At 41.4% G+C, this 14,436-nt stretch carries 13 protein-coding genes; 11 read left to right on the forward strand and 2 right to left on the reverse strand.

What is annotated here, in order from left to right; translation table 11 throughout:
* The first annotated feature begins 454 nt into the window (after positions 1-454).
* From ACFSMW_RS01185 to ACFSMW_RS01210, 6 genes are all read left to right on the forward strand, one after another.
* Positions 455-2,203, forward strand: coding sequence for an ABC transporter ATP-binding protein (locus ACFSMW_RS01185; protein WP_390352290.1), 1,749 nt, complete (start codon positions 455-457; stop codon positions 2,201-2,203).
* Complete coding sequence (locus ACFSMW_RS01190) at positions 2,200-4,230, forward strand: ABC transporter ATP-binding protein (protein WP_390352292.1); 2,031 nt, start codon at positions 2,200-2,202, stop codon at positions 4,228-4,230. Before ACFSMW_RS01185 ends, ACFSMW_RS01190 begins: the two co-directional genes overlap by 4 nt.
* 186 nt (positions 4,231-4,416) lie before the next feature.
* Entirely contained in the window at positions 4,417-4,758 is a 342-nt protein-coding gene (locus ACFSMW_RS01195; RefSeq protein ID WP_390352294.1) for a hypothetical protein, read from the forward strand.
* Positions 4,759-4,820: 62 nt separating this feature from the next.
* Positions 4,821-4,961, forward strand: coding sequence for a hypothetical protein (locus ACFSMW_RS01200; protein ID WP_390352296.1), 141 nt, complete (start codon positions 4,821-4,823; stop codon positions 4,959-4,961).
* A gap of 551 nt (positions 4,962-5,512) precedes the next feature.
* On the forward strand, positions 5,513-6,247 hold the full coding sequence (gene sigI / locus ACFSMW_RS01205) for an RNA polymerase sigma factor SigI (RefSeq protein ID WP_390352297.1): 735 nt from the start codon (positions 5,513-5,515) through the stop codon (positions 6,245-6,247).
* Positions 6,240-7,430 carry an anti-sigma-I factor RsgI family protein gene (locus ACFSMW_RS01210; protein WP_390352298.1) on the forward strand — a complete coding sequence of 397 codons (1,191 nt, stop codon included), beginning with the start codon at positions 6,240-6,242 and terminating at the stop codon, positions 7,428-7,430. Before sigI ends, ACFSMW_RS01210 begins: the two co-directional genes overlap by 8 nt.
* Positions 7,431-7,472: 42 nt before the next feature.
* Here the strand turns inward: ACFSMW_RS01210 and ACFSMW_RS01215 are convergent, their stop codons facing one another.
* Positions 7,473-7,712, reverse strand: coding sequence for a YhdB family protein (locus ACFSMW_RS01215; RefSeq protein WP_390352299.1), 240 nt, complete (start codon positions 7,710-7,712; stop codon positions 7,473-7,475).
* 204 nt (positions 7,713-7,916) lie between these two features.
* Here ACFSMW_RS01215 and ACFSMW_RS01220 point away from each other — a divergent pair, with 204 nt between their 5' ends.
* The 5 genes from ACFSMW_RS01220 (at position 7,917) to map (ending at position 12,805) form a co-directional block, all read left to right on the forward strand.
* Positions 7,917-8,603 carry a YhcN/YlaJ family sporulation lipoprotein gene (locus ACFSMW_RS01220; protein WP_390352301.1) on the forward strand — a complete coding sequence of 229 codons (687 nt, stop codon included), beginning with the start codon at positions 7,917-7,919 and terminating at the stop codon, positions 8,601-8,603.
* Positions 8,604-8,897: 294 nt separating this feature from the next.
* Complete coding sequence (locus ACFSMW_RS01225; RefSeq protein ID WP_390352302.1) at positions 8,898-9,371, forward strand: S-ribosylhomocysteine lyase; 474 nt, start codon at positions 8,898-8,900, stop codon at positions 9,369-9,371.
* A 159-nt stretch (positions 9,372-9,530) separates the two neighbouring features.
* Complete coding sequence (locus tag ACFSMW_RS01230; RefSeq protein ID WP_390352303.1) at positions 9,531-10,901, forward strand: dipeptidase; 1,371 nt, start codon at positions 9,531-9,533, stop codon at positions 10,899-10,901.
* Between the two features lie 158 nt (positions 10,902-11,059).
* On the forward strand, positions 11,060-11,821 hold the full coding sequence (locus ACFSMW_RS01235) for a (S)-benzoin forming benzil reductase (protein WP_390352305.1): 762 nt from the start codon (positions 11,060-11,062) through the stop codon (positions 11,819-11,821).
* A 231-nt stretch (positions 11,822-12,052) separates the two neighbouring features.
* On the forward strand, positions 12,053-12,805 hold the full coding sequence (gene map / locus ACFSMW_RS01240) for a type I methionyl aminopeptidase (protein WP_390352306.1): 753 nt from the start codon (positions 12,053-12,055) through the stop codon (positions 12,803-12,805).
* Between the two features lie 95 nt (positions 12,806-12,900).
* Here map and nhaC read toward each other — a convergent pair whose 3' ends face one another.
* Positions 12,901-14,283, reverse strand: coding sequence for a Na+/H+ antiporter NhaC (gene nhaC / locus ACFSMW_RS01245; protein WP_390352307.1), 1,383 nt, complete (start codon positions 14,281-14,283; stop codon positions 12,901-12,903).
* Between the last annotated feature and the right edge of the window lie 153 nt (positions 14,284-14,436).

Here is a 14,436-nt window from a genome sequence, read left to right on the forward strand (position 1 = left end):
AAGGCGCCGCCGTTTCAGTTACATAACAAATAAATAGTTAAATTAAATTTGGAAAGAATTAAAATAATCATTGACGGATGAACATTCCGATATTATAATGAATGACAATGATAAAAGGAAGGGAGGTCACAATGATGGAAAAGAAAAATGTGTTGTTCAGTATCATGAATCAAATTCATATGAATCATCTTGTGGCCTTCTGCGGTGCCAGATAAACATATCTGGGATTTCTGCCAAAAGGCCGTATCGTCACGGCGTTTTGGCGGATACATAAGAAACCGTTGTATATTGCGGTCTCCTTTGTTGGCATACGTCCATGGACGTATGCTTTTTTGTATGTGTATAGGGCAGGCAATGCAACGACGCTGCCATTTATGGCGTTTCTTATGAGGATAACTGCAGAAGGACATGAAAATATTGGAAATCGGTAGAGAGAGAAAAGAAGGTGTTTACATTGTTTCAGGTATTTAAAAAGCTGGATTGGTTTTTCAAACATTACTGGAAGCGCTATATTTTTGCAATCATCGCTTTAATGTGTGCAAGTGCGCTTGGTCTGATTCCGCCAAAGCTGGTTGGATTCGCTATTGACCAAATCCAGTATGAGACATTGACGAAAAAATTATTGCTTATCCTGGTAGTCGGTTATTTGCTGCTGGCATTTATCCACTATACGATTTCGTTTTTATGGGATTATACATTGTTCAGTGGAGCAGCAATTTTAGAGCGCTGGACGAGAAGCCGCTTAATGGGGCATTTTTTGAACATGTCACCGACATTTTTTGGAAAGTACAGGACGGGTGACTTGATGGCAAGAAGTACGAATGATTTAAAAGCGATATCGCTTACGGCTGGCTTTGGGGTACTGACATTAGTTGATTCTAGCATGTTCATGCTGATGATTGTCGGGGTGATGGGCTTCACCATCAGTTGGAAGCTGACGGTTGCGGCATTGATTCCGCTGCCGGTGATGGCGGTAGTGATGAGTAAATACGGAGCGGCAATCCATGCGAGATTCATGAAGGCTCAAACCGCATTTGGTGATATGAATAATAGCGTACTGGAATCTATCCGAGGTGTTCGTGTCATTAGGGCTTTTGTGCAGGAAAAACAGGATGAACAGCGTTTCGATGATATGACGAGAGATGTTTACGATAAAAATATCGAGGTTGTGAAAATTGATGCCCTCTTTGAGCCGACGATGAAAATTCTTGTTGGCCTCTCTTATACAGTCGGACTCGGGTATGGAGCCATGCTCGTATTTGAAAATGCGATCACTCTTGGTGATCTGGTGACATTCAATGTGTATTTAGGGATGCTAATCTGGCCAATGTTCGCAGTTGGTGAGCTGATCAATATCCTTCAGCGAGGGAATGCCTCGTTAGATCGTGTGAATGAGGTACTGGATTATGAAGCCGATGTCAAGAATGCAAAATCTCCCAAACTGGTAGAAGAGCTTAGCAGCATCGATTTCAATGAAGTTAATTTTCAGTACCCGGCTTCCAATATCAAACAACTCCAAGGGTTCAACCTGCATGTGAACAAAGGGGAAACGATCGGTATCGTTGGAAAAACTGGAGCGGGCAAAACAACGCTTTTCAAATTGATGCTACGCCAATTTCCTGGCATTGAGGGAAGTGTATCTTATGACGGTGTTGAAATGGAAAGAATAGACATTGCTCAGCTTAGGGGATGGATTGGCTATGTTCCACAAGATCAAATCATGTTTTCCAAAACAATTCGGGAAAATATCCAATTCGGTAAACCGGATGCGAGCGATCAAGAAATTTATCGTGTGATGGAACTGGCTCATTTTCTAGATGATATTAAGCAACTTCCAAATGGATTAGATACGCAAGTAGGCGAAAGCGGCGTGACATTGTCAGGCGGGCAAAAGCAGCGGGTTGCACTGGCTCGGGCATTCATTAAGAAACCAGAGATTCTTATTTTGGATGATGCTATGTCCGCAGTGGATGGCAAAACAGAAGCGAAAATCATCCAACATTTACGACGTGAAAGAATCAATAAAACGACATTTATTGCTGCACATCGTATGTCAGCGGTTATGCATGCGGACCAGATTATCGTTTTGAATGAGGGGCAAATCCTCGAGAGGGGTACGCATAGTGAATTGATCGCACAAAATGGCTGGTACAAAGCGCAATACGATATGCAACAGCTTGATGAGGGCGAGGTGAAATCATGAATAAAAAGACAACTGAAAAAAGATTGTTGCAATATGCTATGCAATTTAAAAAAGGAATCCTTATTGGTATCGTTTGCCTGGTTATCGCTACAGCATTGGAATTGGCAGGTCCGCTCATCGCCAAGAAAATGATCGATGAACATATTGTAGGTATTGAAGGAACGTGGAATCTGGTTGCAAAGGGGGACGATCATTACACCGTTTCATTTCACGATAACTTCTATAAACGGGCAGACCGGATGAAGGATCAAGAGAAAGTATTTGGAAAAAATACAATACTGATGGTCGGGAAAGATTATTTTCTGGTGGACGGTTCAGTGCCACTCACGGGTAACAGACAATTCAAAAACGGTGAATTGCAGATAAAAACATCTTCTGCGACAAACAGCTATGCAGCCCAAAAACTGGCATTAGATGAATTATACACTTTTTTCAAACCTGAACAGCGGCCAATCATCTATTTATTGGGTTTATATGTATTGTTATTGATTATCGCGGGATTTTTCCAGTTCAGCCAAACATATTTGCTGCAAAAAACCTCCAATCAAATCGTACGCAAAATGCGTAAAGATATTTTTGCACATACACAGCGAATCCCGATCGATTATTATGTGAATCAGCCCGCTGGTAAAATTGTGGCCAGAGTAACAAATGACACAGAGGCAATCCGTGATTTATATGAGCGCGTGTTGTCGATCATTGTCACGAGCATCATTTATATGGGTGGTGTCATGATTGCATTATTCATCCTGGACGTAAAATTGGCAGCCATCTGTCTGGTGGTCATTCCACTGATTTATTGCTGGATGAAGGTATACAAATATTTTGGTTCGAAATACAATAAAGTAATCCGCTCCACGATCAGTGCTATTAACGCCAATATCAATGAAGCGATACAGGGAATGCCGATCATACAAGCATTTCGAATGGAAAATAAAACCAAGGGAGATTTCGAAGTTTTGAACGAACGGAACTTCACCTACCAGCGAAAATTGGTCCGATTAAGTGCATTGACTTCATACAATCTAGTCACAGTATTTCGCAATTTGGCGTTTGTGCTCTTTATTTGGTATTTTGGCTCATCATCCCTTCATTTGGAAGGCGTTCTTTCCATTGGAATGCTATATGCCTTTGTCGATTATCTGACAAGGTTGTTTGAACCGGTGGAAAATATCGTTAACCAGCTGCCGTTGATTGAACAAGCACGTGTCGCTGGCGGGCGTGTATTCGAATTGCTGGACCATGAAGGAGAAAATGTAAAAACAGAAAATGTTAGCCGATATCAAGGAAATATACGTTTTGACAATGTTTCTTTTGCATATAATGAAAAAGATTATGTGCTCAAAAACATTTCCTTTGAAGTGAAGGCTGGTCAAACTGCGGCGTTCGTCGGACATACAGGTTCAGGGAAAAGCTCCATCATGAATTTATTGTTCCGATTTTATGATCCACAAAAGGGAGATATCACCATAGATGGCGTGAAAACGACCGATTGGTCACGTCAGCAGGTGCGCAGTTATATGGGTATTGTACTTCAAGATCCGTTTTTATTTAGTGGGACGATTTTATCCAATGTCACGATGAATGACCCTGCAATCACGAGAGAATCTGCTATTCGGGCATTGAAAGCAGTCGGAGCAGATCGCTTCATTGAAAAAATGCCGGATGAGTATGATGAAGAAGTGACTGAGGGCGGAACAACTTTTTCTTTAGGGGAAAGACAACTCATTTCTTTTGCTAGAGCACTCGCTTTCAATCCAGCAATCCTGATTCTGGATGAGGCAACTGCTAATATTGATACGGAAACAGAAAGTATTATACAGCAGGCATTGGAAATCTTGAAAAAAGGCAGAACAACACTTGTGATTGCACACAGGCTGTCGACTATCCAGCAGGCCGACCAAATCTTTGTGCTGGAACAAGGCAGTCTGATGGAAGAAGGAAACCACGAAAAACTTATTAGTGAGAAAGGGATCTATTATCAAATGTATCAAATGCAGCAGGGGAGTTCCCGACAGGCTGTTTAAAATTTTTTTATAATATGCATTGCATAGAAGGATGTTCCTGATGGGAGCATCCTTTTGAGATGAAAGAAAGCAAAACCATAAAAGCAAGGGAATAGACAGTCATTTTTCCAAAACGATATTCAAAAATGCTAACCGTCATGATAAAATGCTTGTAACTGGTGGATGTTGAAGAATGGAGGAATTGTGGTGGGAAATTTGAAGCGTAACCTATTGTTTGCTATCCTGTTTTCTTTCCTGGCGATTGGACAGATGCAACAGGTAAATATTTCCCAGGAAATGGATATATATGACAACCCGTCTGTTTCAGCTTATCATGGCGGGATTGTTACAAACGCCATTCAAATGAACGCTCATTCCAATTTACCGGCCCACCAGCCTGATCTCTTACACTTTCCTCCCCGGGCAGTTTGGAGCGGCATAAGAAAAGCAGACTTTGATTCTACACGGGGCTATGTACCTAATGTGCCTCCAATAGATACAACGGGGTTTCTGTCCGCGAGAAAATACCAGTCGGATTATCTCTCCTGATTCCTGTTCAAGAAGCAACTTCACCAAGGTGCATCTAGTTCAGAGAAAAGGAGAAAATTTAAATGAAAAATCCAAAGAATACCCACTGGAAAGATGTAATTATTTGTTATGTGGTCATTTTTTCTTCACTAGTTTTGTTTTTTGCTTATATTGGCATGTGCAGCTGGCTGTCAGGGACAGATGGGCTTTCATTATTGTTTTAAAACGGCTCTTCCTGAATGCGTGTTTGTTACGCGTAATGTATTATTTAAAGCGGCTATCCAATGTGATGTTGTAAGAATTGCGTATCAAACAATGATGGTCCTGTTCGTAGACTTTGCAGATGGCAATTGAAAACCGGCTTCAGATTAACAGGAAGAAATTCGGTGTAAAAAGCAAATCTCCAAATCAAAAGGCCAAAATGTCCTTAATTCAAATGGACGTTTTGGCTCTTTTCATGTGTGCCACTATAGAAGGATTGGGATCGCTATGCTGAAAAGCACTAACTGGAAAAAAAGACTGATGGCATTTAAAGGTATTTTCATCAACTTTTAAATAAACTGTAATTGTTTTGAGATGGCACTATGTATCGTGCTGGGGTACTATAGGATAGTATCTTCTCAGAAACAGAAAAAGATGGTGGAAGACTTAATGATAACAAATATAGCAATTAACCATAAAATAATGAAACGAAATTTGAAACGATATAATAATGATCATACACCCACAAACGATATTAATATAACGAAAATTATAAAGGCTGGAGGTGTTCCAGTTGTTGTTGCATAAGCCTTTACGTAAGATGCCTTTAGAGGATAAGATTATAAAGGCGCAGCAAGGGGACGAGCAGTTGATGAATGAACTGCTGAAAACGTACCAACCTTTTATTGCTAAATGTGTTTCAGAGGTATGCAAACGGTACATCGATACAAGCAGAGATGATGAATTCAGTGTTGGATTGTTCGCTTTTCATAATGCGATTCAAACTTACCGTCCAGACCGCGGGAGTTCTTTTTTGACATTTGCCAAGCTGGTGATCTCACGAAAAGTCATCGACTATATCCGATATACAAAAAAAGGCCCGGAAGCGGTTTCTTTGGATGAGAGCTATGATGAAGATCAAATGGAAAATCCTATGGAAATAGCGAAGGTGAGAGAACAATACCAGCTGGAGCAGGAAGCTTGGCAGCGCAGGCAGGAAATCGATGATTTTAAACAAAAATTGAAAGAGTATAAGCTGACGCTTGCTGAATTGGTTGAGGTTTCCCCGAAGCACAGGGATGCACGTGAATCAGCCATAAAAATTGCTCGAATGCTGCATCGTGAACCGGAATTCCATGATTTCGTCATGAAAAAAAGAAAGCTGCCCATCAAGGAGATGGTGAAGGTCGTTGATGTCAGCAAGAAAACCCTGGAACGCAACAGGAAGTATATCCTGGCAATTTTTATCGTGCTTGAAAATAATTATGTTTATCTGCAAGATTATTTGAAAGGGGTAGGACATGAGTAAGGGCATCGTTATGGAACAGCATCGAAAATATTTGATTGTCTTGACGACTGAAGGCATGTTTGAAAAAGCTGTTCCCGTATCAGGTGCGGATGTCGGGGCGGAGATTGCCTACCAGCCGTTACGTCCGGAAAAAAATATTATAAATATGCTAATGCAAAAAAAGAAAAAAGCAGGGCTGCTGGTAATCGCCTGTATGCTCGTAGTATTGCTTTTTCCGGTTTATTTTCTTAGTGATGCGACGAAAACATATGCCTATGTCAATGTTGATATCAATCCAAGCTTGGAACTGACAGTCAATGGCGATATGAAAATTCGTTCCATCAAGCCTCTGAATGCTGATGCAAAAAAACTGATACATCAAATGAAAGAATTAAAGGGACAAAAACTTACTGACGGCCTCAGAATAATTATGGCAAGCAGTGAGGAACAGCATTTGATTAAAAATGGCAAGCAGATGCTTATCGGTGTCAACCAAAAATCGGGGAAGATTGAAGTGGCAGAACGTATTTCTAATTTGCTCAACTCTGACAACGGTTGGCAAATTGCGGCAATCACCATACCTGATCATCTGAGAGAAAAAGCAGAGGAAAAACATGTTTCTATGAATAAAATGGTTGCTGAGCAAACACTGGAACCGGATGCAAACACTGCTGAGAAAGAAACGAAAGTGCACATTACTGAAAAAGAAAGAGCAATTATTCATCATATATATAAACAACCGGATCAACATAAGGAAAAGGTCAAAACGCAGCAAACATCCACAACCAGCAAAAAAAAATCAGTACCCAAACAAGACACAGATGAAGTTGAAAAAAAGAATAAAATCAAGAGCGGTAATAAAACAACCGAGAATAAACCGATCCAGACGAAACATGCTGCCTCCAAACACCAGCAAAATCAATCTCAGCATGTAAAAAATAATGACCAGCTCCAGCAAAATCCGGCAAAACAGCAAAAAAAGCCGGATCGAAGTCATGCTGCCAAAAAGCAGCTAAAACATATACCAAAGGCCCCCGCTAACCACAAACATATCAGGGGACATCATAAATATCATAATGATCCTAAAGTACATCGTAAACAGAAACACAAAACAGGTCCTGCTAACAAAACAGGACGGGAACACTATCGGCAAATGAAAAAAACCCATGGTCCTGTCCATGGCAACCATCATGGCCACCGATGAAAAAAGGGAAGGCTGCTCCCAGCCTTCCCTTAAGGTGTTTTTCTACAAATGCAAGAGAGCTTCCTCAGAATCATATTTCATGGCGTGATCCAAATAATATAAAAGGTTATCATGTGACTGAATCACCTTTGTTTCATCTCCTGCATAGTGAAATGCGTGCAGGAAATGCTGGATTTTTTTGGAAAGCAAATCATCTTTCGTTCTTACCATCAAAACAAGCAAATCATCCCATTGCCCCCACAACATATAGTAAAGTGCTTTATCATAGTCCATCTGATCCATCCATTTCCCCCTCCTTCATTTCAAGGGATACATGCTGCAGCTGCGGTCCCTGAATGAGGAACCCTTCTGTTTATTGTCCCCGCATTATAATATATTTTCCCGCACAAAAATGGTGAGCATGCCAAAAAAAGGATACAGCCTCAATCGTATAATTTCCATCGCGCAATCCAAACTAAAATCAAATTGAAAAGGAGGAATAAAGTAATGAAATTCAAGTGGAAACTGTTCGCTATACTTGCTGTGCTACTGGTAGCATTGGCTGCATGTAATACGAATGGGAATAATGATAATACGGGTAAAAACAAGACGAATACAGAACCGACCCGCTACAATAATAACGATCATTACCGTACAGATCGCAACAATACAAGGGATCGTATGGATGGGTTACAAAATGAAGCAAATGATCGTTTCCGTGACAATGATCGTATCAATGATGAGAATTATACGCGAAACGATCGTCATGGGAAAAATAGCCATTATCGTGTAGCCAAGGAAGCTGCTGACCGTATTACAGATCGCGTTCCTGGCATCAAGCGTGCTTACGTGTTGACTACTGACAACAATGCTTATGTTGCTGCACAGTTGGACACGAATAACAATAACGATAACGGCAATAATGGTACAATGAACAATGGTACTAACAATAATAACAGGTTGGGAAATGCAACGGATACGGGGCATGAACTGACTGATGATGTGAAAAAGGAAATTGCTGATATCGTTAAAGGTGTAGACCATGACATCGATAATGTTTATGTTTCAACAAACCCTGATTTTTTCAATTTGACTAACAACTATGCTACCGATACAAACAATGGAAAGCCTGTACGCGGAATGTTTGATCAACTGGGCAATATGATTGAACGCATTTTCCCGCAAAACAGATAATTAGCGAGGGAACAGCCTGGGTCTGTAAAACAGAGCCAGGTTTTTTTTTACTTTTATCACACAAGCCGGTTCTGTAAATTAATTTCAAATTTAAAATTTTCATTTCTTGGCGTTAGCGTGGACTGATCACTGAATCTATATCATTTTTTATTAGCGTATTCAATATTTCCTATCAGTTGGAAGTAACATAGCTATTTTTTCAGTATATGGCCGGGTCTTCACGCTTCTCTATGCTTCACACTACTATCAGCTTTTGGTACAATGATGGCATATGGAGAAGGAGGAGGAATCATCTTGCCTGAAAAAATGAACGTGGAAAGCTTCAATTTGGATCATACAAAAGTGAAGGCGCCATATGTACGACTGGTGGGAGTCACAGAAGGCGAGCACGGGGATAAAGTATATAAATATGATATACGTTTCAAACAGCCGAATAAGGCTCACATGGAAATGCCTGGATTACATTCATTGGAGCATTTGATGGCAGAAAATATCCGAAACCATATGAATTCGGTATTGGATATCGGGCCGATGGGCTGTCAAACAGGTTTTTACTTGTCATTGATCAATCATGATCATTATGATGACGTACTGAACGCCATTGAAAAAACGCTTCAGGATGTGCTGAAAGCGAAGGAGGTTCCCGCATGCAATGAAGTCCAGTGCGGATGGGCAGCAAGCCACAGCCTGGAGGGCGCGAAAGAAATTGCTGAAGAAATGTTGCAGCATCGAAATGAATGGCAGGAAGTTTTTGCTTCCGAAAAATAAATAAAAGAGATGTATCCCGTTATGTTGTCATAACGGGATTGTCTCCTTAGGTCCAAAAATGACTAAATTTACGCTATAATTTACCAGATAATTAGCAATGTTCACCTAAAGTGAATGAATATAAAAATATGTTAAAATGAAAAAAATGGAGGTGCTTTAATGAGTGATCAAGTATTGAACTATTTAACGGAAAATCGTGATCGTCTTTTGAATAAACTAAAGGAGTTTTTGGCTATTCAAAGCATCAGTACTGACAGCCTACATAAAAGTGATGTGCGGCAGGCTGCCGATTTTTTATATGCTTACTTAGAAAATATTGGATTCGACCAAATGGAAATCATTGAAACCCCGGGACATCCCCTCGTTTTTGCGGAGTACAATCAAGCGGGAAAGAATGCTCCTACCGTATTGTTTTATGGTCATTATGATGTTCAGCCAGTCGATCCGATAGAGGAATGGAAAAGTGATCCGTTCAGCCCAGAGGTTCGCGATGGACGTCTGTATGCGAGAGGGTCAAGTGATGACAAAGGACAGGTTTTCATGCAGCTAGCTGTTTTTGAAGCATATATGAAAACCAAAGGTAAAATTCCTGTCAATGTCAAAGTTTGCATTGAAGGAGAAGAAGAAATCGGCAGTGAACATCTATACCAAACGCTGTATGATAAAAAGGATATTTTTGAAGCGGATTTTGCGGTTATTTCTGACTCGGGGATGGTTGCCAAAAATCAACCGACCATCCTCTATGGACTTAAAGGCTTCACAGGCATAGAAATCAGAGTGGACGGTCCTGATCATGATCTTCATTCTGGTATGTACGGTGGTGCAATCCGCAATCCGAATATGGCACTGGCGCATATACTAGCATCCATGAAAAATATGGATGAAGTTGTGACGGTAGATGGCTTCTATGATGATGTGGAACCATTGTCAGATGCGGAGCGTAAACTGATTGAAACGGTGGCAGGGGAAGATTATGCGCAGGCTACCGGAGCTCCGTCTACTGCTTCAGAAAAGGGTTATACAGCAAAGGAGCATACGATGGCGAGGCCGACCTTTGAAGTCAATGGCATGTATGGCGGCTATCAGGGCGAGGGGACGAAAACGATCATTCCTGCCAGTGCGACAGCAAAAATTACGTGCAGGCTTGTTCCAGGCCAGGACCCAATAAAAGTTCAACAGCTTTTAAAGGCACATGTGGACAAAGCTGCTCCTTCGGGAGTTAAAGTAACTGTCAAAAAAGAAAAGCTTTCTGCCAATGCCTACAAGGTAGAGCCGGATCATCCACTGATCAAAAAAGCGGCTGAGAGCTATACAAAAGCCTTTGGCAAAGAGACAGTGTATGTACGGATGGGCGGTTCGATTCCGGTAGTGGAATGGATTGAAGGCTTATATCATATCCCAATCGTACTGCTTGGTTTTGGCACACCGGAGGATCGCCTGCATTCTCCAAATGAAAGTTTTCCACTAGACAGTTATGATAAAGGGATGGAAACATTGGTCTATTACTGGGAAACTTTCACAGAAAATTAATCAACTTACCAAGCCTCTCCGATGTGGGAGGCTTTTGACAAAATAGTGCATACATACCACGCAAAACGGGTATATACGGTTATTACATAATAAAAACTGACTGATATCTGCTCAGTAAATGAAAATCATTTAAAAAATATAGTTCAGGGGGAAGGAATTTGGAAGAAATAGCAATTATCACAGGTGTATCCAAAGGATTGGGCGAAGCGACGGCGAAGCTGTTTTTGCAGGCAGATAAGAAGGTAATTGGCATTTCGCGATCCGTTTCAAGGCAATTAGAGAAATACGCGGAAGAAAATGATTATGAATATCAACATTTCACATGTGATTTGGCGAATATGGAGCAGTTGTTGGATACGGCAGGAAAAATAGAAAAAGAAATTGCCGATTCTAAGCCTGAGACCATGTATTTGATCAATAATGCCGCAGTGATTGAGCCGATCAAACCGGTTGGCAAAATCGAAGGAAAAGACCTTAATCATCACGTCAATGTCAATATAAGCGCGCCAATGCTTCTTTTAAATGAATGTTTAAGAATCGCGGATCGCAGTGAAAGTGATTTTTCATGTGCTATGGTTTCATCCGGAGCAGGAGACCGTCCGATTTTTGGATGGGGCGCCTATTGCAGCGCAAAAGCTGCTGTCGATATGTTTGTAAGAACAGCGGCTTTGGAACAGAAGGAACTGCAGACACAGCACAAGATCATTTCATTTAACCCGGGTATCATGGATACTGGAATGCAGGAAACCATTCGCACCCAAACAGCAGCGGACTTTGCGGACATCAAAACATTCACCGCTTACAAGGAGAATAATCAGTTGAAAAATCCGAATGAAATTGCAGAGATTTTGTTCGATTTGATAACAGATGAAAGCAACCTGGAAAGTGGAAAAAAATATCAAGCAAAGGACTTTTTCTGACTTTTTGAAGTGAAGGCTTTCCCAAATAAAACCAGGCAAGCCAGGATTTCTGCATAAATGTAATGAATGTGATAAAATAATGAAGAGCTTTCAGGCCGGAAATTGGAAGATACCTTTGCATTCTGCTTGGTCAGTGAGGAAAGTGAAAATCCCTTTCCTGCTTGCATACATTCAATAATAGCATTCATGAAGGATGCTTGGTTTTCTAAGAAAGTTGAAAGGAAGAGTCAAATGATCACTAGAAAAAGCAAGCGTGAAATTGAGGAAATGCAAAAAGCTGCCGATTTGCTCGTGCTTGTCCACAAGGAAATCGCTAAGATGATCAAACCTGGTGTCACCACTATGGAAATTGATACATTCGTGGAAGATTTTCTGAGGCAACATGGGGCAACACCGGAGCAAAAAGGTTTTAACGGCTATAAATATGCCACATGTGCTTCTATCAATGATGAAATTTGCCATGGATTCCCACGAAAACAAAAACTTGCAGATGGCGACATTGTCACAATCGATATGGTCGTGAATGTGAATGGCGGACTCGCAGATTCTGCCTGGACATATGGAGTCGGTGACGTAGATAGTGACGGCAAGCGCCTGATGGGGGTAACACTGAATTCTCTTTATAAAGGAATTGAGCAAGCAAGAGATGGTAATCGTATTGGTGATATCGGCCATGCCATCCAGACTTATGCTGAAGCCGAGGGATTTTCTGTAGTCCGTGATTTCACAGGCCATGGTATTGGGCCGACGCTTCATGAGGAACCGCATATTCCTCATTTTGGTAAGCCTGGCAAGGGCTTGCGATTAAAAGAAGGTATGGTCATCACCATCGAACCGATGATCAACGAGGGAACATGGCAAAGCAAGATGGACAACAATGGGTGGACAGCACGGACAATAGATAAAGGCAGATCTGCTCAGTATGAGCATACAATTGTTATAACAAAGGGCGCACCAATTGTATTGACCGAACAAAATAGATAAACAAAATAAAAAATGCTTGAGCACAAATATAGGCTCAAGCATTTTTTGCAATTTCCCAAAAGAAGCTATCTTTTCACCCATTCCAAGTTGTTTCTTTACATAGCTTTATCATTTTTCGCCGCAGGTGAACGTCCGCCAAAAATAATGGTGATGATCGGACTCAACAGACAGAAAAATGCGAATGGCAGATAAGAAAGTACTGATACGCCAAGCACATCGGCAATGAAGACGCCGCAGACGCTCCATGGCACAAGCGGGTTGATGACAGTGCCTGCATCCTCAAGTGTCCGGGACAATGCCTTGCTTTTTAAACCGGCTTTTTCGTAAAGACTCTTGAATGTTTCCCCTGTCAGCAAGATGGACAAATATTGTTCACCGATCAGTACATTGATACCGATCGCTGTGGCTGCGGTCGCTGCAATAATGGAACGGATTCTTTTCAATTTGTCCTGAATTGTTTTCAGGATTGACGGTATGATTCCGGTAACGAATAGCAGCCCGCCAAATCCTAACGCCAGGAGGACCAGTGAAATGGTAAATAGCATACTTTCAATCCCGCCTTTGGATAACAATTCATTGACAGGTTCAAAACCGGTATCCGCTTGATAACCAGAAAACCAAATGTCCCAAGTGTTTTTCCAGCTTATATTGTGGTGTATCAGTCCCAATGCTGTTGCCAGAAGGCTGGTACAGCCAAGTGAAATGAAAGCTGGTATTTTAAAAAACGTGCATGCAACCAACAATCCCAATGGCAGCCAAGAAGTCCAGTGAATTAATCCGGTTGCCTGCAACGCATGCTGATAGCTTTCGGTTTGGGCGGGCGAAATGGTTGTGTCGGGCGAAAGGATCATATAAACGACAAAGGAAATGATGAATGCCGGAATAGTCGTTAAGCTAATATGCTTGATATGCTCGAATAAATCAACACGGACAATGGTTGAAGCGAGATTTGTCGTGTCAGACAGCGGAGACATTTTGTCACCAAAAAAGGCGCCTGAAACGATTGCCCCCGCAGTAATTGCGAGCGAAGCATCCGTTGCATGAGCAATGCCGATAAAAGCTACCCCGATGGTTGCGGTAGTAGTTAACGAACTTCCCAATGAGACACCAATGACAGCAGTAAGAGAAAAAACGATTGCGTAAAATGCGGTCCCGCTGGAGAATGAGAAGCCAGTTGAGATGAGAACTGGGATAGTTCCGCTCAAAATCCAGCTGCTGATCAATATTCCAATTAAAAAAAACAGAAAAACAGCTCCCATGCCTGTTTTGGCGCCTTCCACCATCCCGGTTTGCAAATCAGCAAAGGATATCCTCTTGATCAGCCCGAAAATAATCAGAACAAAAATGCCAAGTAAAATCGGTATATGCGGGTTTGATCCAGTACCAATGATGAAATAACTGATCATTGCCACCAATAGGATAAAAAAGATAAATGCTTCAGCAAATGATAAGTTACACTTCGGTTTTACCGGGAACATAAGAACACTCCTTTTCTTGATTGATACTAGGGTTTAGGGGAACACAAATAAAAAAAGCCCCATCCCTTGATAGGGACGAAGCCTGACTCCGCGTTACCACCCTGCTTGCTGCCAAAGTTGCACATGACAGCCACTTACAGAAGACATATCCTT

It is taken from the genome of Tigheibacillus halophilus (genome assembly GCF_042683165.1).
In the GTDB taxonomy this organism is placed as follows: domain Bacteria; phylum Bacillota; class Bacilli; order Bacillales; family Amphibacillaceae; genus Tigheibacillus; species Tigheibacillus halophilus.